At 62.5% G+C, this 23,912-nt stretch carries 19 protein-coding genes and 1 riboswitch; of the genes, 11 read left to right on the top strand and 8 right to left on the bottom strand.

Features of this window, described 5'->3' with window-relative positions; translation table 11 throughout:
• Nucleotides 1-26: 26 nt before the first annotated feature.
• The gene (locus tag DCC27_RS07970) at nucleotides 27-926 is read left to right on the top strand and encodes a siderophore-interacting protein (protein ID WP_110101315.1); all 900 of its coding nucleotides are present in this window, start codon (nucleotides 27-29) and stop codon (nucleotides 924-926) included.
• A gap of 35 nt (nucleotides 927-961) precedes the next feature.
• On the opposite strand, the gene DCC27_RS07965 is transcribed toward DCC27_RS07970, so the two are convergent.
• From DCC27_RS07965 to DCC27_RS07950, 4 genes are all read right to left on the bottom strand, one after another.
• Nucleotides 962-1,648: a heme oxygenase (biliverdin-producing) gene (locus tag DCC27_RS07965; protein ID WP_110101316.1), complete on the bottom strand. Its 687-nt coding sequence runs from the start codon at nucleotides 1,646-1,648 to the stop codon at nucleotides 962-964.
• A 438-nt stretch (nucleotides 1,649-2,086) separates the two neighbouring features.
• Nucleotides 2,087-3,358: an MFS transporter gene (locus tag DCC27_RS07960; protein ID WP_117328646.1), complete on the bottom strand. Its 1,272-nt coding sequence runs from the start codon at nucleotides 3,356-3,358 to the stop codon at nucleotides 2,087-2,089.
• A gap of 115 nt (nucleotides 3,359-3,473) precedes the next feature.
• On the bottom strand, nucleotides 3,474-4,556 hold the full coding sequence (locus DCC27_RS07955; protein ID WP_110101318.1) for a phosphotransferase family protein: 1,083 nt from the start codon (nucleotides 4,554-4,556) through the stop codon (nucleotides 3,474-3,476).
• A gap of 32 nt (nucleotides 4,557-4,588) precedes the next feature.
• Nucleotides 4,589-6,148 (bottom strand): class I adenylate-forming enzyme family protein, encoded by a 1,560-nt coding sequence (locus DCC27_RS07950; protein ID WP_110101319.1) that lies wholly within the window; start codon nucleotides 6,146-6,148, stop codon nucleotides 4,589-4,591.
• Between the two features lie 92 nt (nucleotides 6,149-6,240).
• On the opposite strand from DCC27_RS07950, the gene DCC27_RS07945 reads away from it, so the two are divergent.
• A complete protein-coding gene (locus DCC27_RS07945; RefSeq protein WP_110099142.1) occupies nucleotides 6,241-6,903 on the top strand; it encodes a TetR/AcrR family transcriptional regulator in 663 nt (220 codons plus the stop codon).
• On the opposite strand, the gene acs is transcribed toward DCC27_RS07945, so the two are convergent.
• Nucleotides 6,900-8,876: an acetate--CoA ligase gene (acs, locus tag DCC27_RS07940; RefSeq protein WP_370443921.1), complete on the bottom strand. Its 1,977-nt coding sequence runs from the start codon at nucleotides 8,874-8,876 to the stop codon at nucleotides 6,900-6,902. The genes DCC27_RS07945 and acs overlap by 4 nt on opposite strands.
• 220 nt (nucleotides 8,877-9,096) lie before the next feature.
• Nucleotides 9,097-9,197, bottom strand: a riboswitch (SAM riboswitch).
• Nucleotides 9,198-9,481: 284 nt separating this feature from the next.
• On the opposite strand from acs, the gene DCC27_RS07935 reads away from it, so the two are divergent.
• The 9 genes from DCC27_RS07935 to DCC27_RS07895 all read left to right on the top strand — a co-directional run bounded on the left by DCC27_RS07935 (nucleotide 9,482) and on the right by DCC27_RS07895 (nucleotide 21,008).
• Entirely contained in the window at nucleotides 9,482-10,633 is a 1,152-nt protein-coding gene (locus DCC27_RS07935; protein WP_110101321.1) for a hemin ABC transporter substrate-binding protein, read from the top strand.
• 9 nt (nucleotides 10,634-10,642) lie between these two features.
• Entirely contained in the window at nucleotides 10,643-11,806 is a 1,164-nt protein-coding gene (locus DCC27_RS07930; RefSeq protein ID WP_110101322.1) for an iron ABC transporter permease, read from the top strand.
• A complete protein-coding gene (locus tag DCC27_RS07925; RefSeq protein ID WP_110101323.1) occupies nucleotides 11,806-12,711 on the top strand; it encodes a heme ABC transporter ATP-binding protein in 906 nt (301 codons plus the stop codon). Before DCC27_RS07930 ends, DCC27_RS07925 begins: the two co-directional genes overlap by 1 nt.
• Entirely contained in the window at nucleotides 12,689-14,245 is a 1,557-nt protein-coding gene (locus tag DCC27_RS07920; protein ID WP_110101324.1) for a hypothetical protein, read from the top strand. The genes DCC27_RS07925 and DCC27_RS07920 overlap by 23 nt, the downstream gene beginning before the upstream one ends.
• A gap of 3 nt (nucleotides 14,246-14,248) precedes the next feature.
• On the top strand, nucleotides 14,249-15,814 hold the full coding sequence (locus DCC27_RS07915) for an HtaA domain-containing protein (RefSeq protein WP_110101325.1): 1,566 nt from the start codon (nucleotides 14,249-14,251) through the stop codon (nucleotides 15,812-15,814).
• Between the two features lie 77 nt (nucleotides 15,815-15,891).
• A complete protein-coding gene (locus tag DCC27_RS07910; protein WP_110101326.1) occupies nucleotides 15,892-17,436 on the top strand; it encodes an HtaA domain-containing protein in 1,545 nt (514 codons plus the stop codon).
• A gap of 103 nt (nucleotides 17,437-17,539) precedes the next feature.
• Entirely contained in the window at nucleotides 17,540-18,604 is a 1,065-nt protein-coding gene (locus DCC27_RS07905; RefSeq protein ID WP_146206438.1) for a WxL protein peptidoglycan domain-containing protein, read from the top strand.
• A 12-nt stretch (nucleotides 18,605-18,616) separates the two neighbouring features.
• Nucleotides 18,617-19,462 (top strand): lytic transglycosylase domain-containing protein, encoded by an 846-nt coding sequence (locus tag DCC27_RS07900; RefSeq protein WP_246840066.1) that lies wholly within the window; start codon nucleotides 18,617-18,619, stop codon nucleotides 19,460-19,462.
• A 91-nt stretch (nucleotides 19,463-19,553) separates the two neighbouring features.
• Nucleotides 19,554-21,008, top strand: coding sequence for an HNH endonuclease signature motif containing protein (locus DCC27_RS07895; protein ID WP_110101328.1), 1,455 nt, complete (start codon nucleotides 19,554-19,556; stop codon nucleotides 21,006-21,008).
• On the opposite strand, the gene DCC27_RS07890 is transcribed toward DCC27_RS07895, so the two are convergent.
• The 3 genes from DCC27_RS07890 to DCC27_RS07880 are packed head-to-tail and all read right to left on the bottom strand — an operon-like array spanning nucleotide 21,005 to nucleotide 23,909.
• Nucleotides 21,005-21,961, bottom strand: a complete 957-nt coding sequence (locus DCC27_RS07890; RefSeq protein WP_110110644.1) for an ABC transporter permease — start codon at nucleotides 21,959-21,961, stop codon at nucleotides 21,005-21,007. The two genes, DCC27_RS07895 and DCC27_RS07890, sit on opposite strands and share 4 nt — an antisense overlap.
• Entirely contained in the window at nucleotides 21,961-23,022 is a 1,062-nt protein-coding gene (locus DCC27_RS07885) for an aliphatic sulfonate ABC transporter substrate-binding protein (protein WP_110101330.1), read from the bottom strand. The genes DCC27_RS07890 and DCC27_RS07885 overlap by 1 nt, the downstream gene beginning before the upstream one ends.
• Nucleotides 23,019-23,909: an ABC transporter ATP-binding protein gene (locus DCC27_RS07880; RefSeq protein WP_110101331.1), complete on the bottom strand. Its 891-nt coding sequence runs from the start codon at nucleotides 23,907-23,909 to the stop codon at nucleotides 23,019-23,021. The genes DCC27_RS07885 and DCC27_RS07880 overlap by 4 nt, the downstream gene beginning before the upstream one ends.
• Nucleotides 23,910-23,912 lie beyond the last annotated feature (3 nt).

The following is a 23,912-nucleotide window of genomic DNA, read 5'->3' as shown; positions in this document are numbered from 1 at the left end:
TAACCTATCCAGGTTAGGGTAGGGGTATGTCTGAAAAAGTCCGCCCAGCACGCACGAAAAACCCGGCCCACCTGATGGAAGTCGTCGGCACCGAACGACTCTCCGCACACTTCATCCGACTGACCTTCGGTGGGGGAGACTTCGAGCAGTTTCTGGCCCACGATTCCCACTCCGCAGATCGCTACATCAAACTGCTCTTACCGCCGGATCCCTCCCTGGGGTTGAAGCCACCCTTTGATCTGGACGCATTACGCACTGAGCTACCCAAGCATCAACTCCCGGTGCGCCGGACCTACTCGGTGCACTCCATCGACCCGGTCGCCCAGACCTTTCAGGTCGATTTTGTCTTGCATGGTGATGCCGGGGTGGCCGGCCCCTGGGCCGCACGCGCTGCGGTCGGGGACCCCGTTCAGTTCAGTGGCCCCGGCGGACAATACACTCCTAACCCGCAGACCGAGTGGCACCTTTGGGCCGGAGACGAAGCCGCCCTACCAGCCATCGCGGCGTCTCTGGCCGAACTGGCTGAGACCAATCCGGCCGCCTGCGGAGTCGCGTTGCTCGAGGTCGCCGGCGCCGATGACGAATTTCCCATCGTGGCACCGCAGGGTGTTCAAGTACGCTACCTGCACCGGGGCGGTCCCTTCACACCGGAGACCACGATGCTGACCGAGGCAGTCCGCGATGTGGCCTGGCCGAAGAAGCTCACGGCCGACTACCTGCACAGCGCCCCACACAGTATTCAGGCCTTCGTGCACGGCGAGCGCGAAGTGATCAAGCAGCTCCGCGCGTATTTGATGGACGAGCGCGGGCTGTCCCGGTCACAACTGTCGCTGTCGGCCTACTGGGCCTACGGTCGGGTCGAAGACGCGTTCCAGGCGGAAAAACGCGATCCGATTGGGCAGATTTACCCGGCCGAACAGCAGTAGCCCGTCTCGTCGGACGGTCAGCGATCCTCCATGGCTCAGTGCCGCACCGGATGTGCCTGGGTGTAGTCGAAGAGGTCCTCAAAGATTGCTTGGTTGAACTGAAACCCGCGCCGGGTCTCGTCGATAAAAGCCTCGCGGTCCTGCTGATCCAGCTTGAGGGCATCCAGGCTGGCACGGTAGTGATCCTTATAGACCTTCGGTTTTGGGATGGCGGCGAAGGTATACATGTGTAGTTGATCGTCACGAGCCTGATAGTGCCGACGGACCAGCGAGGCGATGGCCAACCCGCCGGATAAATCGCCCAGGTATCGCAAGTAATGGTGAGCCGCGAGTCGGACCGGATCATCGCAGACCCGAACAATCCGGGCCACATAATCGGTGGTCGCTGTCATAGCAGCCGGCGCGTCCCAGTCAGTCAGTGGCAACAAGGACTCCAGATCTGCTGCCAAGGCATCGCGTCGATCTAGGTTCGGATCGAACAGGGCCCGGAACGCTTCGTTGCCCGCGGATTCCCGGCATGCCTCTACCGCGGTATCCAGGGCGCCATAGATGTAAAAGTACTGACACACCAGCAGTGCGTAGTCGCGCAATGAGCGTTTTCCTGACATTAGCTCGGTGATGAACGCCGAATTTTCTGCCTGCGAGTGGTCCTCGCGAGTCAGCTGGCGGACTCTGGTGGAGAGCACATCGTCAGCAGATGTCGTCGCGGCGTGGATGTCCATAGCAGCGGCCTCTTTTCGCAAGATCGGGAGCGGTGTGCTAAGGAAGGCTACCCTTTGTGAGTGAAGTAATAGGGACGAGACTATCGGGTTCTGCTGACATTTTCATCACCGCGTCTGACAAAAATGAAGTCGTTTCCCTGGAAAATTGGCCATCTTAACCAGATGTGACATAAATTACCACTGTACGGCGTTAGTAATTCAGTCAGGGTAAGCTAATCTGTTAGACGTTGGCACGCGGTGAGACGCCCCTCATGCTCATCGCGCGGCTCTCCCGCAGACCCGGGTCCCAAGGTGGGGTGGACCCGTCGCCGAGAGTTCTCGGCACACAACAGTGGCGGAGAATTCCTCAGGATTCTCCGCCACTGGTTTGTTAATCGAGATGGTCCGTGGATACCTCGACGGCAGCTGTGGCCCACCCGAGGTATCAACGGAGGCGTTTTAGACCTTATTCAAATCAATGCCACGGGTTTCGGGCAACAGACGCACAGCAAACAGGGTCACCACGCAGAGGACGATGATGTAGAAGCTCGACAGCCAGGACATGTCAATGGAGATGAACAGCTGGTTGAGGTAGGGAGCTGATCCACCAAAGACGGCCACCGAAATCGAGTAGGCCAGACCGATATTGCGGGTACGGAATTTGGTCGGGAAGACTTCAGACATCATGCAGGACAGCAACGCACCGGCTGCTCCGACGATCAACAACGCGATCGTGGCAGCAATGAATAAACTCCAGGGGTTATCCGAGATCATGCTCTTCAGCGGAATCTGGGTGATGATCATCAGCACGGCGAACGTTGCCATAATCGGCCGGCGACCGATGCGGTCGGAGAGGCGTCCCCAGAATGGCAACGAGAACAGAGCGATCAACTGCGCGCCGACGCTGGCCGTATAGGCCAGGGTGGGCTCCATGCTTTGTTCCACGATGGCGTAGGTTGAAACGTAGGAGCTCCACGTGTAGTGGGCGGCGGTAGCGCCACTGACCATACCGATAATGAGCAGAATAGCTTTGGTCTGGGAGAATTTGCGCGGGGTGAGCTGCATCGTGGTTGGCGCGCTGGCCTGTGCCGGGGCAACAGGTGTCTCGTCTGTTTCGTGATGCGCCTGCTCGTGGACGGCGGATTCAGCCATGTTCCGACGCAACAGCAGAGCGACAACGGCCAGGATTGCACCCAAGACGAACGGAATGCGCCATCCCCATGCTGCCAGAGCAGTTTCGTCCACTACCGCCGAGATACCGCCACCGACGCTATATGCCAGCACGGAGCCACCGAAGATGGTGACAAATACGAGCGAGGACCACTGTCCGCGTTTGTGGGCGGGAGCGATTTCAGCAACGTAGGAGTTAGCCGCTGCTGACTCACCGCCGTGGGCCAAGCCCTGGGCGATGCGTAGGAGCAAAAGACCGGCCGAGGCCCACACGCCAATGGTTTCGTAGGTGGGCAAGACGCCGATGAGCACCGAGGCGGTGGCCATAGTCAGCATGGTCATAATCAGGACCGCTTTGCGGCCTTTGCGGTCGGCCATGGCACCGAACAGGATGCCACCCAGCGGGCGGACGAGGAATCCGACCGCGAAAACAGCCAGGGTGGCCAAGAGTGCAGACACCGGATCGCTGTCATCGAACATAGCCCCGGCAATAAAGGGCGCGAAGACCGCGTAGGCGCTCCATTCGTACCATTCCAAAAGCTGGCCGGAGGTGGAAGCAATCAGAGATTTCTTCGGGCTGCTTGGATGGGTTGGGTGGGTTGGGTGGGTGAGGGTTCTTTGGGCAGGGTGGTGGTCGTCGTCATGACGGTTACCGACTTTCTCGAAAAGTCAGGACCTATGCGGTGGTGAATTGATGGGCGGATTCCAACAGGGCGGGCACTCCGTGCTCCAGACCCGCAGCGAAGCTCGGATCGTCGGGTGCTTCGCCGTTGAGGAATCGGGTGTAGATCGCTTCACAGAAGATAGCGGATTTCCACAGAGCTAGTACCTGGTACCAGTTCAGCTGGGAAAGGTCGAGAGAGGACTCTCGGTTATAGTGGGCCACGAGTTCATCGCGGCTGGGGAAACCGGGTTGACGGGTGACTGGTGTGAGTTCCATGACGGTGGGAGTATCACTGCCACTGGCATAGGTGGCAGCGAAGTAGCCGAGATCAGCAAGCGGATCTCCGAGGGTAGCCATCTCCCAGTCCAGCACCGCCTGGATCTCAGGTGTGGTGCTGGGTGAATACATCAGGTTGCCAATGCGATAGTCGCCGTGGATGACGCTGTGCCGTTGAGTGGTGGGCACATGCCGGCCAAGCCACTGCGATAGCTCATCGACCAGCGGAATATCTCGTTGTGTTTGCTGGGGCCACAGGTGCGTGAAGCGCTCGATCTGGCGTTGTAAATAGCCCTCGGGCCGTCCCAAAGATGCCAGCGGTTCGGTCGAGACATCGAGGCTGTGCAGTTGTTGCAGAGCATCCACTGCGGCAAATCCGATCTGGCGCCGGGCGTCGTCGGATTCGAAGCGTTCGGGTAGCTCTGAGGTGATGACATCACCATCGAGGGTGTCCATGATGTAGAACGGTACGCCCAACAGCTCGCCGGTTTCTTCCACCGCGCGAATCGTGGGCACCGCAAATCCGCGGGTGGCCAAGGCTGATTGCACGCGGGCTTCCCGAATCATGTCGTGGGTTGAGCGCGGGATCGGCGGTCGCGGTCCGCGACGCAAGATCACATCGGCGCCGTCACGCTGAATCCGGAAGGTGGCGTTAGATTGGCCTTCGCCGATCCGTGTGATCTGCAGGCCGCCCTGGCCAATATCGTGCTGATCCAAGAAACGCTCCACGGTGGAGCGAATCAACAGTGGTGGCTCGGGCAGATCGCGGGCCTGTTGCGGAGTCTGAACAACATCAATAAGGGGGGTGGTGTTGGTCATCAGTGTCCCTTGGTCTGGTGGCAGGTGAGGTGTTAGCTGGTGGTGGGCTCAGCGGTGTACTGCGTGCGCAACACACGACGCTGAATCTTGCCGGTCGGGGTCTTGGGCAGGTCGTTGAGGAGGTGTATCTCTTTGGGGGCCTTGAAAGCCGCTAGCTTCTGGTGGACCGTGGCCCGTACGTCCTCGGGGTCGAGGGTTTGACCCTCCTGAACGGAGATGAAGGCGATGACTTTCTCTCCGGAGTACGGGTCCGCAACGCCCACGACCGCAGCTTCTTTAACGCCGGGGTAGTCGTAGATGGCGTCCTCGACCTCGCGCGGCCAGACCTTATAGCCGGAGACATTGATCTGGTCCTTGCGCCGGTCGACAATGTAGATCCAGCCCTCGTCGTCGAGGATGCCGATGTCACCGGTGTATAACCAGCCGTTTTGAATGGTGCTGGCGGTGGCTTCGGGATTGTTTAAATAGTGGTCAATGCACGAGGGGCCCTGGAGTACCAATTCCCCGGGTGTGCCGTTGGGGGCCTGTTGGCCGTCGTCGCCGATAATGCGAGCTGCCACATCCGGCATCGTCTTACCGATGGACAGGCTGGCGGTTTCTTCATGAATCGGGGCCCGCTCACCGAGCGGGACACCGATCACCGCCGAGCTGGTCTCGGTCATGCCGTAGACGTTGTGTATGTAGTGGCCGAAACGATCCTCGAACTGACGCAAGGTCGCCGGAGGCACCGGGGCGCCACCGGTATAGGTCGACTTGAGCGTAGCGAAATCCTCTTCGGTCACGCCCGGGGCATCCAGTAGCGCGTTGTAGACAGTAATGGAGCCCACCATGTGGTTGACATCGCCACGCCGCAGCGCATCCAGCACCACCTCGGTACGGGTCCGGCCACGCAGAATCAGCTTTCCACGGCCTGCGGTGAGCGTCGCGGTGGCACTGCCGACCGCACCGGTGATGTGAAACAGCGGGGCCACGGCCAGCACACCGTCGCCGGGCTGTTGGTGGATCAGCTGCGGGAAGGTCAGTGCGACCGCCGCGAGGTTGCGGTGGGTCGCCAGGGCCCCCTTGGGTGGTCCGGTCGTTCCGGAGGTATAGGTCAGGAGCGCTGCAGTGTCCGCGGTGATCTCCGGCGCGGTGGGGGTTGTGCCCAGGAAAGTCTCCAATTCCTGCCACAGGTCGGGGTCGCTGGGGTCAGTGAGATCAGCGGCAACGACCCACGGTGTGGTGCCGGCCAACCCCCAGGTGGCGGTCTCGGCACCGGTGGTCTCCGAGGACACCAGTCCCACCGCCTGAGAGTCTTGGAGAATGCCGGCCAATTCGTGTTGACCGTACATGGTGTTCAGGATCAGCGGGGTGGCCCCGATCTTCCACAGCGCGAGCATGCACAGCGGAAAACTCACGGTGTTCTGCAACTGGATGCCCACCCGTTGCCCGGGCTCGACACCTCGAGATTGAAAATAGCTTCCCAGAGCGTTCGTCAGGTCCTCGGTGCGTTCAACGGTGTAATCGTTGGTGTGATCAGTCAGTGCGATCGCTTGTGGTTCGTCCGCGACGCGCTGGCGCCACAGCTGCGTCAACGTGGTGTTGATATCCATGTGTGTGTTGTCCCTCCAACAGGTCCGACCGATCGTTCGCTCGGTCGTGCATAATGTAATTTATATCACGTTTAGCTACCAGGAGGGTACTCATGGACAAAGATGAGGTGGTCACAATTCATCCGCGCATGTTGCCGCTACAACTTCCGCTACATCCCATTGCCCAAGCAGCGCTGAGCTGCTTTGCGGTGAGTGGATATCACGGCACCAGTATTCGCAAGATCGCCCAAACGGCTGGGCTTTCGGTGCCCGGGATCTATCACCATTTCGGCTCAAAACACGAGATTTTGGTCGAGATCTGTAACGTGGCGATGCATGAGCTGATCGATGCGTCACAGCGGGCTGTTGACCATGCTGGTCCAGACCCGCTGGACCGTTATGATGCGCTGGTGGAATGCCTCGTGCAGTTCCACGCCGACTTTGCCGCGGTAGCCTTCGTGTCGTTTACCGAGATTCGTGCGCTGAACGGTGATGCCCGTGACCACCACATTGCCCAGCGCCGTCGCGAACAGGATCTCGTGCGTCGGGTGGTTGATGAGGGCATCGCTGCCGGGGTATTCACCACCCGAGACCCCGGGGATGTGGCCCGAGCCGTGGTCAGCATTTGCCTAGGCATTTCGCGCTGGTACCGCCAAGACGGTCCGCTGAGTTTGGATCAGGTCTGCGCAATTCACGTGCGTATCGCCCGCGCCACCGCCGGATGCATCCAGGCACCGGAAGAATTACCCACCGATCGGCGGTGTGTGAGCGTCTAGCGGGTGGCCAGGACCTCGGCAATACTGGCCACGGCCGGCTCATTTTGCAGACTGGTGGTATCGCCGAGGGTGTCCCCGGTGTAGAGCTGGGTGAGTAGCCGTCGCATGATCTTGCCCGAACGCGTCTTGGGCACATCCGGGACGACCACGATGTCCTTGGGTTTGGCCACCGGGCCGATCGTCTGCGAAACCAGCTCACGTAACTCGGCCACCGCTTCCTCGGCGGCGAATCCGTCCCGCGTGACCACAAAAGCGATCGCAGCGTGACCGGTTTTGGCATCCGGTACCGGGGTGACGCCGGCTTCAACCACCTGCGGGTGTGTCACCAAGGCGGACTCGATCTCGATGGTGGATAACCGGTGACCGGAAATGTTGATCACATCGTCAATCCGGCCCAGAATCCAGGTGTCCCCGTCGGCATCCACCTTCGCCCCGTCACCGGCCACAAACCAGCCACGGGAGTCTTCCGCATCGGCGTAGTCCTTCCAGTACGAGTTAAAGAACCGCGCCGGATTGCCCCACACGGTCCGTGCCATCGCTGGTCCGGGTCGGGTGATCACCACCACGCCCTGCTGACCGGCTGGGGTCGGGTGCCCGTTGTCATCGACCACCGCGGTGTGGACCCCGGGCAACGGCCGGGAGCCACACCCGGGTTTGAACTCGGTGTCATCCTGTCGCGGTGAGAGCACCGTCGCACCGGTTTCGGACTGCCACCAGGTATCGACCATGGGGACCTGGCCACCACCGAGCTGGGTGCGCGCCCACCGCCAGGCCTCAGGGTTGACTGCCTCGCCCACGGTCCCGAGTAGCCGAATACTGCTCAAATCATAGCCGGGCTCCACCCCGTCGGGGTGCCACCCCATCAACGATCGGATCAGCGTCGGGGCGGTGTAATAGCTGGTCACCCCGTAACGCTGGATTACCTCAAAGTGCCGGCCCGGATGTGGCTGGTTGGGCACCCCCTCATAAATCACCTGCGTGACCCCATTCGATAGGGGGCCGTAGAGTTCGTAGGTATGGGCGGTGACCCACGCTAGATCGGCGGTGCACCAATGCACGTCCTGGTCCCGGGTCGCGATATCCGGATTCGAAAAGAGATAGTCATAGGACCACGACGCCTGGGTGAGATAGCCGGCCGAGGTATGCACTAGTCCTTTCGGCTGACCGGTGGTGCCCGAGGTGTACATGATGAACAGCGGGTGCTCGGCGTCAAAAAACTCCGGGGTGTGGGTCGCAGGCTGCCGATCCACGATCTCGTGCCACCACACGTCTCGACCCGGCACCCAGGTGATCTCGTCTTGATGACCGGTGCGGTTGAGCACCAGCACGTGCTCAATGTTGTTTTCCCCGGCTACCGCGGCATCGGACGCGTCTTTGACCGGTACGGCTTTGCCCCGCCGGAACTGCCCATCGGAGGTGACCAGCAACTTCGCCGCGGTATTCTCCACCCGGAACTTCAGGGCTTCGGCCGAAAAACCGCCGAAGACCAGTGAGTGCACCGCCCCAATGCGGGCACACGCCAGTGCGATCACCACGGTCTCGACCAGCACCGGCAGATAGACCACCACGCGATCGCCGGGGCCAATGCCCAGCTCGGTTAGCGCATGGGCGGTCTGAGAGACCTCGGCGAGCAACTGCCGGTAGGTCACCGCCCGCCGATCGCCGGGCTCGCCCTCAAAATACAGGGCCACCTTCTCGCCCAGACCGTTGTCCACGTGCCGATCCAGGCAATTCACCGCCACATTGAGCTTGCCACCGGAAAACCACCGCATCACCGGGCCACGTTCGGCGGCTGGTGAAGGATTGGTCCAGGTGTGTACCGTGTCGAATGGCTCGTGCCAGTCCAACCGTTGGGCGGCAGCCTCCCAGAAGGCGATCCGCGCCCGCTCGTCCACTGGCTGTCCATCGCCGCGACCGCCGTGTAAGAGCTCGGGATCTCGACCGGGATGCACATCCGGATCGGCGGCGTCCACGATCTCGGCGGGCAACGGTCCGGGCACGATGCCTGGCAGTCCGGTCTGCTCCGGGGTGAGTGGCTGGTACTCAGAAGTAAAAAGCTGTGCGGCCAACCCGGCCGGATACCGCTGATCAACCTGGACGGGCTCGGCGATCAGGGACTGAAAGATTTCCCGATCAGAGGGGTGGGACGCGGAACGCTCAGTGGGTGTTGCGGACACGAAAAATCGCACCTTCCTTCCATCGCTTCTGGCATGAGCACCTGCCGAATCGACAATGGAGTCGGTGGTTGCTGCGGCGTTATCGAGCCAGATCTCTGCTACCGCTCTGGATGGTCGTACTGCCCTCTAGTCTAGGTCGTCGATCAAGCGGTCAACACCGAGGTGTCGCAGACCGACATCTTGTGAGATCAGCAATAACACGGACCCGCCGCGAGCCCGCTTGTGGTCGTCGAGAACGCCCCACAAGCTGATATCTGCACTAAAAGTAGGAAAGTCTTAGCAGTCATACATACAGTCGCTATAGTTGCTAAATAAAGATAGGTGAGGCTAAGCTTGCCGTTAGCTTTGAGTATTCACCATCACCCGCCGGATACGATCCCGTCGAGAAGAGGTCACCTACCGTGCAGACCGTCCAACGCGCACCGAGAACATCACGCAGTGGCCAGCGCGCCACACTGGCAGCCCTGCTAGCCACCCTGCTGTTTGTTATCACCGGTTGTGGCGGACAGGCTAGTGGCACCGTTGATGTTGGCCAGGCCCTGGACAACGCCCAGTTCATCGACAACCCCAAGGATTACGAAGGCCCCACCACCGCGCATTTGGCCAATTCGGCGATCGACCCGATCGCCACCAACCCGCAATCCCAGTTGCCGGTTACCGTCACCGACGCCCAAGGCACTCAAGTCACCGTGACCGATACCTCCCGGATTCTGGCGGTGGACCTCTACGGCACCGCCTCCCGGACCGTCTATGAGCTCGGCCTCGGCGATCATGTGGTTGGCCGCGATATCTCTTCGGGTTTTGCCGAGATCGCCGAAAAACCGTTGGTAACCGAAAACGGGCACGATCTCAACGCCGAAGCCATCCTCGAGCTGGCTCCGACCGTGATCATCACCGACACCTCCCTCGGACCCTGGGACGTGATGTTGCAGATGCGCGATGCCGGTATTCCGGTGGTTGCTATCGACTCCAAGCGCGATGTCGACACCGTTGACGAACTCACCATGCAGATCGCCGAAGCCCTGGGCGTACCCGAAGAAGGCCAAAAGCTCGCCGAACGCATCCAGGCCGACACCGAGGAGATGCTGGCAGAAATCCAGCAGTACGTGCCCGAATCCGACGACGAGAAGTTACGCATGATGTTCCTTTACGTCCGTGGCCAGGCCGGGGTCTACTACATCTTCGGGCCCGGCTCCGGCACCGATTCGTTGATCAAAGGTGTCGGTGGGATCGATGTGGCCGATGAGATCGGCTGGGAGGGCATGATGCCGATGACCGACGAAGCGATCGTGGAAGCCCAACCCGATCTAGTGCTGATGATGACCAAGGGGCTCGAATCGGTCGACGGAGTCGACGGGTTAATGACTGCCGTGCCCGCTCTCGCGCACACTCCCGCCGGCAAAAAGCGCCGGATTGTCGACATGTCCGACTACGAAGTGCTCTCCTTTGGCCCCAATACCGCCGGCATCCTCGAGGCGCTCGCCGTGGCCATCTACGCACCCGACCCCGCAGGTACCTCCACCGACGAATCTGGTACCTCCACCGAAGAGTAGAGCCTGCCCATGAAGACCCCGACGACCCCGGCTACTCCGGCAATTCCGCTGTACTTCGCCCCGCATCAGACCGTGGGCGATAACGTCGACACCGGCCTGCTCAACTCCGCTGCCACCCGCACAGTGTTGCAGAGCCAGTCCCACGGACGCGCCCGCTGGCTTTTCGTGGTGCTCACGGCCTTGTTCATCGTCCTGATCCTGGTCTCAGCCGGGATCGGTCAGATGCAGATCGCACCGCTAGAAGTCATCTCCTCGGTGCTTCGCGGGATCGGGATCGACACCGGCATCGAATCCGAGCACACCTACTACGAAGCCGCCCTATGGGATGTGCGCTTCCCGCGGGTGGCACTCGCGGTGATCGTCGGCGCTGGATTGGCCACCGGCGGGGTACTGATGCAGGGCGTGTTCGGCAACCCCCTGGCCGAACCCGGCATCGTCGGGGTCTCCGCCGGTGCGGCTGCCTTCGCCTCGGTGGTTATCGCCCTGGGCCTGAGTGTCTTCGGTGCCTGGACTTTGGTGTGTGGCGCCTTCATCGGCGGGCTACTCGCCACCACCCTGGTGTATCTCACCGCCCGCAAAAACGGTCGGACCGAAGTAGTCACCCTGATCCTCACCGGCGTTGCGGTCAACGCGGTGGCCGGAGCCCTCACCGCGGTGATGACCTTCATCGGCGACACCTCCGCCCGCGAAGAAATCGTCTTCTGGCAACTGGGTTCGCTGAATGGCACGCGCTGGCAAGACGTCTCCGTCGCCGCACCGGTGATGCTGATTGGTATTGGTCTCTGCCTGTTCTACACCCGCCAGCTTGACCTTTTGGCCCTGGGTGAACGCCAGGCCCGCCACCTGGGAGTCGATGTGGAATCGCTACGCCGACAGATCATCATTCTCGTGGCAGTCATCACCTCCGCGGCTGTTGCCTTCTCCGGCATCATTGCCTTCGTGGGCCTGGTGGTACCCCACATCATCCGCATGATCGTCGGCCCTGGCCACCGCGTGCTGCTCCCCGCCTCGATCATCGGGGGAGCGGTGCTCCTGCTGGCAGCCGATTCTGCTGCGCGCACGATCATTCCCTACGCGGATCTACCGATCGGAATTCTGACCGCCCTGGCCGGTGGACCGTTCTTCTTCTACTTGATTCGTCGCACCCGACGTGGCGCCGGGGGGTGGAACTAATGACCCACACTGCTCACGGTGCCCCCATCCGGAACTCCCGGCCCAACCATCGCGCCCCGGTGCTGGTTGCCGACAACGTGTCCGTGACGATCGGGGAGCAGTACCTGATTGACCACCTGGACTTGGAGGTCTACCCCGGTGAAGTCGTCGCACTAGTCGGTCCCAACGGTGCCGGAAAATCGACGTTCTTGGCCACGCTCACTGGCGATACCACCCCGAGCGCCGGCACCGTGACGCTCTACGGAACCGAGCTGTCCGAGCTGCGCCCCGCCCAGATGGCCCGATTGCGCGCGGTGCAACTCCAAGAAAATCGGGTCGCCTTTGCCTTTACTGCCAGTGAGGTCGTGCGATTGGGTCGAGCCGCCTGGGCCGGCACCGGTGAAGAAGCCCGTGACGATGCCGTGGTCTACGAGGTCATGCACGCCACCGAGGTCACCCCACTGGCCCAGCGCGCCTATCCGCAACTGTCTGGAGGCGAGAAAGCTCGCACCACCTTCGCCCGCACCCTGGCCCAAGAGACTCGGATGCTGCTCCTTGACGAGCCCACCGCCGCGATGGATATCCGCCACCAAGAACACGTGCTGCGCCACGTCCGCCAGCGCGCGAACGCCGGAGCAGCCGTGGTGGTGGTCATTCACGATCTGTCGGTGGCCGCAGCCTACGCCGACCGGATCATGATGATCAGCAATGGTCGCCACATCCGCACCGGAACCCCGAAGCAGGTGCTGACCGCACAGCTGATCACCGAGGTCTACGGTCATCCGGTCGATGTGTTGCAACACCCCACCAACGGGGAGCTGATCATCGCCCCGGTCCGTGACCGCCCCCGACGCTCAGCACTATCACCCACACCATCACCTACGACATCTGGAAGTTGCATTCATGAAAACTCATTGTTTCACTGAATCTCGCACGCTGGCCCACGCTGGGCGTACCGTGCGTACTAGCCTGCCGGCTCACCTGCTGGCGGGCCTGCTCGCTGTGGTCATCGCTGTGGCCTGCCTGGCTGGAGTCATCGGCCACCAGCTACTGACAGCCTCCAGTGCCTCTGCCGCCCCGCAGGTGGCGATCTCCGGACTGGACGGCCAAGCCAAGGTGCGCGCTAGTGGCATCACCGATATCACCGTCAGTGGCCGGGGCTTCCAGTCACTGCAGGGCGGGTTCGGCGGCATCTACGTGGCCTTCGGCTGGGTGGATGATCCCCGCGGTGGTTCGTGGAAACCCTCTCAGGGTGGAAAGACCGGCGTGAACTACATGTACGTCCCCGATACCGAGGCCAAGGATAATAACGGCTACCTGCGCTTTGTGACCTTCCCCGGCTCATCCACCGCTTCGGCCGCTAACGGCGGAACCCTGGCCGCCGACGGGACGTGGAAGCTCACCATGCGTACCCCGGGCGCGAAGTTCAACGCCGTGGACCGTCAGGGCAACCAAAAAACCGTGGACTGCACCAAAGTCACCTGTGGGATCATCACCATCGGCGCCCACGGCGTGCACAACCCGTCCAATGAATCCTTCACTCCGGTCGAGATCGTCGGTGCTGCCGGCGACACCGTCTCGGTGAGTGTCGATGACTCCGCTGCAGCCGCCAACCGCAGTGCTGCGGGTCACCACACTGGCGGTGGCGGCCAGGCCGGAACCGTGGAGAACCCTCAGCAGGCCGCCGTCGATGCGGCTGCGGCTGATCTGGCCAACGGACAGCCAGCTGAACAGGATGAGGCCGGCGACTCCGCCGGCGCTGTAGACGCCGGACAGGCAGAAGAACTGACCGACAACACCGCTGAGGCCAACGCCGCCTTTGCCACCGTCGGGCTACAACAAGAGGCCATCCAGGCCGGTCACGTGCTGGGCTTCACCGGGCAAGGTTTCCAACCGGGCGAGCAAGTGGTCGTCACCCTGGGCGATGGTTCTTCTGGAGCCGGCCCGTTGACCGCCGGTGCAACAGGAGAAGTAGCCGGAGCGATCCCGATCCCCGACGATGCCAGTCCGGGCACCCACACGCTACGACTCACCGGCGCCTCCTCGGAACAAACCGTTGAAGCCCAATTCACGGTCGCGGCCAACGCCACCGCGACCTCGGCCGAGAACTCCAGCTGGTGGTCCCCGGCCTTCATCACGGTCTTGTGTCTGGCCGCGGCCATCCTGATCTTTGTCATCGTCTGCGTCATCGTCTCGCTCCTCAAGCGTCGCCGGGCCCGAGCAACTGTCTCCGAGCAGCCTGACCAGTCTGACCCATACGACGAATACGACCAGCAGGACGATGTCGATCCAGAACCCGAACTGGAGGAATATGATGACGCCACCCAGATGACCGAGGAGATCTCGGCCAGCCACGACCCTTACGCCACCGTGCCAGCCGCCTCGCCAGCAACGGCACCGGCTGAGCGTCTCTCGGGCGGTGGACGCCACCGCCACCTCAGCTCCTCGGACCGGTGGTGAGCCATGGCTAACACCACCCCAACCCGGCAAGCCACTCGGCGCTGTCTGCGCAGACTCGGTGCACCACGACGCGCGTCGGCAGTGACTGCATTGTTGACGGCACTGCTGTTGGTCCTAACCGCATTGCTCAGCGTCCCGCTGGCCGCCAGCCCCGCCATCGCCTCACTCGATGACTCATCGGACGCCCAGGGGTCCTCACGTCGCCAGGTCGATATCGGCGTCGAGATTCCCGAGGGCCTCAACGCCCGGGTCACTCCCGACCAACAAGGCAATTTCACCATCGACAACGCCCAGTTCCGGTGGGGGATCAACGTCGAATCCAACGCCGGGGCCTTCTTCGGCGGCTGCAATTGGCTGCAAGCCGGAAAGGCCGGCAACTGGGGCCGGTCCGAGGTCTGGAGCAACGACAGGTTGTTCAAGGTCAAAGAGGGCAATGTCCGGATCGAAAAACGGCTCGGCGCCACACAGTGGACCACCCCCACCTGGCAGAACAAATGCCAGGATCTCACCGGTTCGACACCCCGCACGGTGCTGACCAACCCCGCAGAAACCGGCACCCAGGCCGAAGTCGTGATCGATGGCGGTCAAGGCCACTACGATGCCACCACCGATACTCTCCGGATCAAGTGGAAGGGGAGCTTTACGGTGGTGTTCTACGGCGGGATGACCTACTGGTGGGCCACCGACCCGGTGCTAGAGCTCACCAACGGCAAAGGCACGCTCACCGCGGACCTGGGTGGGTACGGCGCGGACATGTACGACCTGTCCAAATGGACGGTGCTGGAAACCCACAAAAAGGTGCCCATGGCCACCATCAACTCCGTGTCAATGAAAACCGACCCACAGACCAAACAACTCAACGGGTTGACCACCACCCCTCGCTACCGCGGGGTGAAAGTTGATGTTGCCGCGGTGGGTCCCTCCAACCCGCAAAACCGCAACGAACCCAACTGGGGTTCTTTCCCCCAACAGTTCGTGGACTTCCAGGTCCTGACCGGTCAAGCCGGTTACTGGTACACCACCGGTGGGCTGCGTGACCCGGCCAAACCCCCGACCCCGATCACTGTCTCCTTCGACGCCACCCGCCCGATCTCGTCCGGCAGCGCCACCGAGGTCCCCCCACAGCTGACGGAACCCAGTGAGGCGACCCAGCCGCCCGCGCCCCAGGCGCCGTTGCAGACCGTCAGGAACCCGGCCGGTAGCGCTCGGGTCCCCTCAGCCGGCTGGGCCTCTCCCACCGGGCCCTCGACCACGGCGAGTTATGAGCCGCTGGATCTGAGCTCTTTGCTAGCAGCCATGGGCCACCCGGCCGCGCCAGAAGCCACTGGACTCGCCGATGCCAACGCGGCCGCTCAAGCCGCCGAGGAAGCCAAAACCTCCTACGGGCAGCCCGTAGCCGCCCAAGACATTGACTGGCTGGGAGGCAACTTGATCCCCGACGACATCGCCCAATTCATGCAGGATCACCGCGAAGCGTTCCTGTGGGCGCTGGCCGGACTGCTGGTGATCGGCGCCGGCACCGGTCTCGCCTTCTGGCGCGGCTGGCTCGTACTGCCCTGGAAAAACTGACCCCGCCACCACCACAGTCCCCTTTCCTGCCAACCCTTCAACCGATCAATCCATCAACTCACCACGCAAGGAGAGACATGCAGAACAAGATCACACGCCTGTTGGGCGGTGTCGCCGGTATCGCGCTACTGGCCGGTGGCCTGACCGCCACCGAAGCCAACGCCGATCAGAACCTCCCGGTCAGCGACGTGCAGTTTAGCTGGGCCGTCAACGAAGAAGCCGGTGGCGGTGCCTTCTTCGGTGGCGCCAACTGGCTGGTGGCCGGCGAGGTCGGCAATGTGCACGGCGATCAGAACCGCGGTGCCACCGTCTGGGATGAACAGAAGGACGCCAAGTACTTCACGAATCGCGACGGCAACGTCACCATCACCCGCCCGGATGCCCAGGGAAACCAGGTGCCCGCCACCTGGGCGGCCCGGAATTTTGAATCCATCACCGCCGATGGCAAGCCTTCTGGCGCCCGATTGAAAACGGCGCCGGGCTCCTCTTCCTGGAATCAGGCTAATATTGCCGCCGGTTCCGGCACCGTTGATCCCGAAGGCGAGAACGCCGAGATCTCCTGGGACGGTTCCTTCACCACCGTGTTCTACGGCGGGATGACCTACTGGAGCATCAACGATCCGAAGCTGACCGTCACCAACGGCAAGGGCGAACTGACCGCGACCCTGACCGGTTACGGCGCTGATATGTACGACCTGTCCAAGTGGGTCAAGCTCGATCCGATGCACAACGCCACCGTGGCCACCTTCTCCGATGTCGACGTGACCGAGACCGGGATCGAGATCAAGCCCGATTACCTGGGCGTTGCGGTTGAGGTTGAAGCCAACGGCCCCTCCAACCCGCAGAAGCGGGAGGGCAAACACTGGGGTTCCTTCCCCCAGGATACAGTGGACTTCAACGTCGGCACTGGCCAGGCCGGGTACTGGTACTCCACCGGCGGCCAGGTCGACCCCAAGAAACCGGCCGCCCCGATCTCGGTGTCCTACCCCAAGGTGAAAGCCCCGGCCCAGCCGACCCCCGAGCATGAAGATTGCACCACCGCCGGGGCAGCTGACGGTGAGAACACCGAATGTGTCGATACCGATGTGACCATCCCCGATGCTGATCAGAACCAACCTGGCCCTGGCAACCCCGGCGGACCCGATGAAGGTCCCGGCGATGGTGACGGTGATGACACCCCCACCGGCGCGTTCAAGTTGACCATCGAGAAGAACCAGACCTCCCTGGGCCAGGGTGAAGTGGATCAGGCTGGTGGGGTGGTGGCCTCCGGTCGCCTGCCCGAGGCCACCGTGCTCGATACCCGCTCGAACTCTCAGGGCTGGAACGTGACCGGACAGGCCTCGGCCTTCCAGAACGCCGCGGGAACTGAATCCTTCGGCGCAGCCGCCCTGGGCTGGGTGCCGCGGGTGACCCAAACCGGTCAGACAGCACGAGCCGGTGCCGAGGTGAAGCCCAATGTGGAGAACGGTTTGGCCGCCAACCGCACGCTGGCTACCGCCACCGGCGCTACCGGTGAAAAGACCACCCTGGGTGCGGAACTGAACCTTAACGTGTTGCAACAGAATATCCCCTCCGGTGGGAACTACCGCTCGGTGCTGACCGTGACCGCCATCGCGAAGTAGCCCAGCAGAGTATTACACCACCCGACAGCCTCGGTGAGGTGTTGTGCCCCACGGGGTCGCACCTCACCGAGGCCTCGGATCCTTTTTCACCACCCGGAGCACCATGACCACCCGCCTGACTGTCCCCGCAGCCGTGATCACCACCCTGTTATCAGCCCTGCTGTGCTTGATCCCGTACACCCCCACCGTTGCCACCGCTGCCACGCCTGAAACCCCTGCCTCGGCTAAGCTCCCTGCTACCGACCAGAGCCTTTCCCCGGATCAGACCGAGACCTGGGGGATCGCCCCGGCAGATAACGACTACGGCACCGGCCGTAGCTCGTTTGCCTACCAGGTCTCTGCCGGTGAGACCATTGAAGACCAGATGGTCGTGGTCAATTACGGCGCCGAAGAGCTCACCCTCAACACCACCATCGCCGATGCCGAAACCTCCGTGGATGGCACACTGTCCCTGAAAGAACCCGGCCAAGAGCCCACCGGCCTGGAACTCTGGGGCACCGTGGAGACCGAGTCCATCACCGTCGCCCCCGGCGAATCCAAGACCGTGGCCTTCACGATCGAGGTCCCCGCTGATGCCACACCCGGAGACCACCTGGGCGGAGTGGTCACCTCCCGGCTCTCGGAAGGCGACGGCCAGGTCGCAGTCAACCACCGGCTGGCCTCCCAAATCAGGATCACCGTCGACGGCGAGGTCATCCCGGCGCTGGAGATCAACGAGATTAGCATTGTCGACGCCCCGGTGGCCTGGATACCCTTCGCACCTGTGGAAGCCACTGTGCGGTATGAAGTCACCAATACCGGCAATGCGCTCACCCGGATCAACCCCGACAACTCGGTCTGGCTGGGCGCCGTCCATGAATCCGATGCCACCGATCAAGACTCCAGTACCGTGCTGGAACTAATGCCCTCTGGCACCGGGATCGTGGAAGAACGAGCCACCATCTGGCCGATCGGCTACCATCACGCCACCGTCAAGCTCACCCCAGAAGCCGTCTCAGGTGCCCTGGGCGAACCCGTTGAAGCCAACGGATCCGGGATCATCATCCCGTGGGGTACCCTGGTGGTGCTTCTCGTCGTGAGCGGAGGGATTATTGCCTACGTGGTGACCACCCGCCGACGCCACACCCAGCAAGCCGATCCAGCCAAGCCTCAGTCACCCCGCCAGTAAGGACTCCACCGTATGGCCTCTTCCCAGCGTTCAACCACCGTGCGGGATCTGCTCTTCGGATCCCTCGCGGTGCTGATTCTGCTGATCATCGTGGCCTTCGGAATCCTGGCTTTCCGCCCCGATTGGGCCACGAAACTCGGCATCGGCCCCACCACCGGCCAGGATCGGGTCGCGGAGATGACCGACGCTGACAAAGCCAAGGCTTCGGCAACCATCGCCCCGATGGCCGCCGTCGATGCCCCGGGTGCCGAGTCCACCGCTCGCGATGCGACTCAGACACCAGACAAGATTGACCCCGACTGGCTACACGCCGTCTCCGAGGCCACCGGGATCCCGCCCCGGGCCCTGTCGGCCTATGCCAGCGCCGATCGACGGGTCCGCGAGGAACAACAGTGCGCGGTCGGCTGGAACACCCTGGCCGGCATTGGCTGGATCGAGTCCCAGCACGGCACCCTGCAGGGTGGCTCGGTGGCCGACGATGGCCGCGTCACCCCCAAGATCTACGGCGTCCCCCTGGACGGCACTGGCCATACCGCTCACGTCCCCGACACCGACGGGGGAGAACTCGATCAAAACGAGGTGTACGATCGCGCTGTCGGCCCGATGCAGTTCATCCCCGAGACCTGGGCCCGTTGGGGTGCGGACGGTTCGGGCGACGGCGTGGCCGACCCTCATCAGATCGATGATGCCGCCTATACCGCCGCCCGCTATCTGTGTCACTCTCGCGCCGGGCTCGAAGGCTCTCAAGAGTGGATCGCAGCGATCCGGTCCTACAACAATTCGGTGCACTACCAAGCCGACGTGGCCGCCACCGCCGAACGGTACAGGGTAGCAGCCGCCGAGATCACCGCCAGCTAGTTCTCCACACACGTGGGACACTCGCCGGCTTTCTCCACCGTTGCCGCGCTACGGCTACCCTGGCTGGCAACGATCTCCTACCGTCATCGGTATGACAGCTCAGTTCCCTCCACCAACCCAGCCGGCTCATCCAGTCCAGCCGGATCACTCGGCACCTGCGGATCAGGATACCGTCACGCCCGCCGCTGAGTTGCTCGATGCCTTCCACAACACGGGCGATCAACTCCGCGACCAGCTCGTCACCCTGTCGCTGACCGACCAGGCTGATGCCATTGATTTGCTGGCTGCTGCCGAAGATCTCACCCGCACTCTGGACGGGATCAAAGCCACACTCACCGCCCAGCTGTCCACCCTGCGTATCGAGGCCGAAACCGCCGACAACATCCCGGCCTTACGCCGTGGCTCCGGGCTCGGCGCCGAAATTGCGCTCGCGCGTCGCGTGGACCACCGTACCGGAGCCAAGCTACTGCGTGCCGCCCGGACGCTCGCTGACTCGTTGCCCCAGGCGCTGGCCTCGATGACCAACGGGGGACTGTCAGAAGCCGCCGCCCTGACCTTGGTCCGTGACACCCAAGGAGTCGATGCTGACCACCGTCGCACCATCGATCAGCACCTGGCCGGCGACTACGCGACGCTGACCCCAGCCGAATTGGGACAGCGCGCTCAAGCCCATGCCCAGCGCCTCGATCCCGAGACCATGGATCGCCAGGCCTCCACCAACCGCACCAAACGCAATGTGAAAACTGGCCCCGCTGGTCCGGGGATGGGAACGCTCAACGCTTATCTTCCCGCCGAACAAGCCGCCGCCTGCCACGCCACGCTCCAACGCGACGCCCGCCGGATGATCCGTACCGGCGAGGACACCCGCAGCGAAGAACAACTTATCGCCGACCTGCTGGTCGAACGTCTCACCGGCCAATCCTCCGCCCCGGCCATCCCCGTCCAGGTCAAACTCGTGATGACCGACCGTACGCTCTTTGGCACCGATGACACCGTGGCCCGTATCCCCGGGGTCGGCACTCTGCCGGCCTACATCGCTCGGCAGTGGGTTGCGAACCCGGAGGCCAACGTCCTGCTCAACCGGTTGTTTACCGCCCCTCAGACCGGCCATTTGGTCGCGATGGAATCCTCCGCCCGACTCTTTCCTCCCGGGCTGAAAGAACTCATTCGCCTGCGCGACGATCTCTGCCGCACCCCGGGTTGCGAGAACCCCATCCACGAACTCGATCACGCCACACGCTTTGCCGACGGTGGCCCGACCTCCTTCGCCAACGGCCAGGGACTGTGTCGGGTGTGCAATCAGACCAAAGAAAAGAAACACTGGAAACACCACTCCACCGTCGCCGACATGACCGTCGAAACCCCGACGGGCCACCGTTACCGACGCCCTACCCCGCCAGTGCTACCCGGCCTCGACCTCTCCGATCCCGATCCGCCAGCTCCCGATCCGCCAGCTCCCGATACCCTGATCCCGCTGGAGGCGATCGAACATGGACCGGATGACGTCCCGGACCCTTTTAGCACCGACGGCCCGCCACCGTTCTAGGCCCACCGCTTGATGGCCCACTTCTCCAACAGACCCAGTAACGCATCGGTGATTTTGCCAATCACCGCCAGCAGAATGATCGCCAGAATCAGTCGGTCGGTCCGACCGTTGTTCTGCGAATCCGTGAGCAAGAAGCCTAGCCCCATCGAGGAGGCAATCAGCTCGGCAGCCACGACGAACAGCCACGCCTGTGCCAAGGCAAGGCGTAGCCCGGAAAAGATCGACGGCACCACGGCCGGCAACTGGACGGTGCCTAAGAGTCGTAACCCGTGATAGCCGAAGGCTCTGCCGGCCTCCACCAGCTGTGGGTTCACGTGTTTCAGAGCCGAAAACACCGTGGTGAACACTGGAAAGAATGCCCCAATGGCGATCAGCGTGACCTTGGAATTCTCCCCGATCTGCAACCACAGGATCAACAGGGGAACCCACGCCAGTGACGGCACCGCCCGGATCGCGCCCAGGATCGGGGACAGCATCGCCTCAGCCCATCGGTTTAGACCCAGCACGGCCCCGAGTACCAGCCCCAATGCGGCACCGATGCCGAAACCAAGGAGCACCCGCTGCAACGAGATCAGGATGTGAAACCCGAGATCGCCACGTTCTGCCAGCACCACACCGGCATCGATGACCTGGAACGGAGAAGGCAACTGTACCGGGTTGAAGACCTCGGCGGCGGTGACACCCCACCACACCAGCAACAGCCCGACGGGCACGATCAGCCCGAGCACAAACCGCCCCGCGGTGGTGCCCAACCACCAAGAGCGCCCGCCTCGTTGATCCCATGGCTTTTCTGCGTGACCCGACCGAACCCTGGCCGCCGCTCCCGAGCGGTCAACGCTGAGGGTCTGATCAGCCTGACCAGCTGTTTCAGGGATGCCGGCGCTACCAGGACGACCGGAGGCCGATGCTGACGATGTTGATGTCGTGACAGTTTTTGTGCTGTGAGTGCTCATCAGTGATCAGTGCTCTTCTCGGTGGGTGCAGTCTCCCCGGTGTGCTGGTGCTTGCCAGCATGCTGCGCCTGCTCGGCAAACCGGGGCTCAAAAATCTCGTCCAAAGCGGTCTGAATATGTTCGGGCCGATCAACATCTGCGGTTCCGACGAAGATGGGGCCGATGGTGCGCAACACCGACAGCTGATCCTGACCAGGCACCGGTGAAATATCCAGGTTCGAACGTTCAAAGATCACCGTTTCGGCCACCTCGATCTCGATGCCGGCCTCCTCGGCCAGAATTTCCGCGGTTTCCTGGGGATGCTTCAGGGCCCACTGTCGGGCCCGCTCATAGGTATCGACCACCAGTTGCGCGCGGTCAGGATGGTCCTGAACAAACTCCTCGGTGGCGTTGAGGAAGTTGTAGGTGTTCAGCTCGACGTCCCGATACATCAGCTGTGCCCCCTCGGCTTCGGCCCCAGCCATGATCGGATCCAACCCGGCCCAGGCATCCACCGACCCTTGCTCCATGGCCTGCCGGCCATCGGCGTGTTGCAGATTCTGGATTTCCACGCTTGCTGGGTCCACGCCGTGCTCTTGCAGAGCTTGAATCAAGAAGAAGAACGGATCGGTGCCACGGGTGGCTGCCACGGTGCCCCCGGCAAGGTCTGCTACCGAGCTGATGTCGGCATCCGCTGCAGTCACCAGCGCCGACCATTCCGGTTGATTGGTGATGGCAATGGTCTTGACCGGAGCCCCATTGGCACGGTTGAGCAAAGAGGCCGATCCCGCAGCCGACCCGATATCGATGGCTTCGGCTCGTAGGTTCTCGTTGGCCTTATTCGAACCGGCTGAATAGACCCATTCCACTGAGATCCCCTGATCGGTCAGTTCATCTTCGAGCCAGCCCTGATCTTTGATGATCAAGCTCAGCGGAGAATACGTCGCGTAGTCCAGGGTCAGCGTGTCGTCAGGATTATCGATGGACCCCGATCCTTCACCGACCAGACAGCCGGACAGGGTCACCGACAGCGCAAGAACGCTTGCAGTGGCCACACCACCGCGGAGAAACTGGAATGTCATCGTCCTGCCCCCGCTGTGTCGGTGGTGGCGGTCGATTCGGTCACGCCCAGCCCTTCGTACAGATGCCGGGCGAGGTCGACGAGTTCTGGGGTGGAGAGATCCCGTGGCCGGGCACCGGGAACCTGGCAGATCTCCTGCACTGTCGCTCCGGGCTGCCCAGACTGGTCCGAGCCCAGCAACATGATGTGATCGGATAAGTGTAGGGCCTCATCCACGTCGTGGGTGACCAATAAGATCGTGGTGTTGGTGGCAGCATGCACATCCAGTAATAGCTGTTGCATTTTGATCCTGGTCAGCGCGTCCAAGGCGCCAAAAGGCTCGTCCAGTAGTAGCACTTCCGGGCTCCGTGCCAGCGCCCGGGCCAGGGAAGCGCGCTGGGCCATACCTCCGGAAATTTCTCGAGGCCGGTGCTTGGCCACCTGCCCGAGCCCGACCAGCTCAAGGAGTTCGGCCACGCGCTCGCGACCGGCCCGCCGACCGGTGCCACGGGGTAGCCCGAGCGCTACATTGGCGGCAATGCTACGCCACGGCAACAGTCGGGGCTCTTGGAATCCGACACCGGTTCGGGGGTCATAGGCTACTACCGTGTCGCCACCGATCAGCACATGCCCGGTGTTTTCGGTATCCAGGCCCCCCACGGTGCGAAGCAACGTGGATTTTCCCGATCCGGAGGCTCCGATGATCGATAAGATCTCCCCGGGAGCAACCGTGAACGACATATCGCGCAGAATGGTGCGTGTCCCGGTGTCGGTGGTAAAGCTACGCCCGACGTGGTCGAAGGTGACCGATAGTTGTGAACCGGACGCGAGTTGACCGGAGGTACTGGAAAGGGGTTGACCGGAGGCGCCGGCGCCGGGGGTGGACGAAGCAACAGAAGGTACGTACATCAC

Source organism: Auritidibacter sp. NML130574, assembly GCF_003185725.2.
GTDB classification, from domain to species: Bacteria; Actinomycetota; Actinomycetes; order Actinomycetales; family Micrococcaceae; genus Auritidibacter; species Auritidibacter ignavus.
This window is presented reverse-complemented; position numbering and strand designations above follow the sequence as displayed.

Excerpts from the sequence above, each read along its gene's own strand:
- DCC27_RS07970 (WP_110101315.1), top strand. The coding sequence starts at position 27 with ATGTCTGAAAAAGTCCGCCCAGCACGCACGAAAAACCCGGCCCACCTG.
- DCC27_RS07965 (WP_110101316.1), bottom strand. The coding sequence starts at position 1,648 with ATGGACATCCACGCCGCGACGACATCTGCTGACGATGTGCTCTCCACC.
- DCC27_RS07955 (WP_110101318.1), bottom strand. The coding sequence starts at position 4,556 with ATGACCAACACCACCCCCCTTATTGATGTTGTTCAGACTCCGCAACAG.
- DCC27_RS07950 (WP_110101319.1), bottom strand. The coding sequence starts at position 6,148 with ATGGATATCAACACCACGTTGACGCAGCTGTGGCGCCAGCGCGTCGCG.
- DCC27_RS07945 (WP_110099142.1), top strand. The coding sequence starts at position 6,241 with ATGGACAAAGATGAGGTGGTCACAATTCATCCGCGCATGTTGCCGCTA.
- DCC27_RS07930 (WP_110101322.1), top strand. The coding sequence starts at position 10,643 with ATGAAGACCCCGACGACCCCGGCTACTCCGGCAATTCCGCTGTACTTC.
- DCC27_RS07925 (WP_110101323.1), top strand. The coding sequence starts at position 11,806 with ATGACCCACACTGCTCACGGTGCCCCCATCCGGAACTCCCGGCCCAAC.
- DCC27_RS07920 (WP_110101324.1), top strand. The coding sequence starts at position 12,689 with ATGAAAACTCATTGTTTCACTGAATCTCGCACGCTGGCCCACGCTGGG.
- DCC27_RS07915 (WP_110101325.1), top strand. The coding sequence starts at position 14,249 with ATGGCTAACACCACCCCAACCCGGCAAGCCACTCGGCGCTGTCTGCGC.
- DCC27_RS07910 (WP_110101326.1), top strand. The coding sequence starts at position 15,892 with ATGCAGAACAAGATCACACGCCTGTTGGGCGGTGTCGCCGGTATCGCG.
- DCC27_RS07905 (WP_146206438.1), top strand. The coding sequence starts at position 17,540 with ATGACCACCCGCCTGACTGTCCCCGCAGCCGTGATCACCACCCTGTTA.
- DCC27_RS07900 (WP_246840066.1), top strand. The coding sequence starts at position 18,617 with ATGGCCTCTTCCCAGCGTTCAACCACCGTGCGGGATCTGCTCTTCGGA.
- DCC27_RS07895 (WP_110101328.1), top strand. The coding sequence starts at position 19,554 with ATGACAGCTCAGTTCCCTCCACCAACCCAGCCGGCTCATCCAGTCCAG.
- DCC27_RS07890 (WP_110110644.1), bottom strand. The coding sequence starts at position 21,961 with ATGAGCACTCACAGCACAAAAACTGTCACGACATCAACATCGTCAGCA.
- DCC27_RS07885 (WP_110101330.1), bottom strand. The coding sequence starts at position 23,022 with ATGACATTCCAGTTTCTCCGCGGTGGTGTGGCCACTGCAAGCGTTCTT.
- DCC27_RS07880 (WP_110101331.1), bottom strand. The coding sequence starts at position 23,909 with ATGTACGTACCTTCTGTTGCTTCGTCCACCCCCGGCGCCGGCGCCTCC.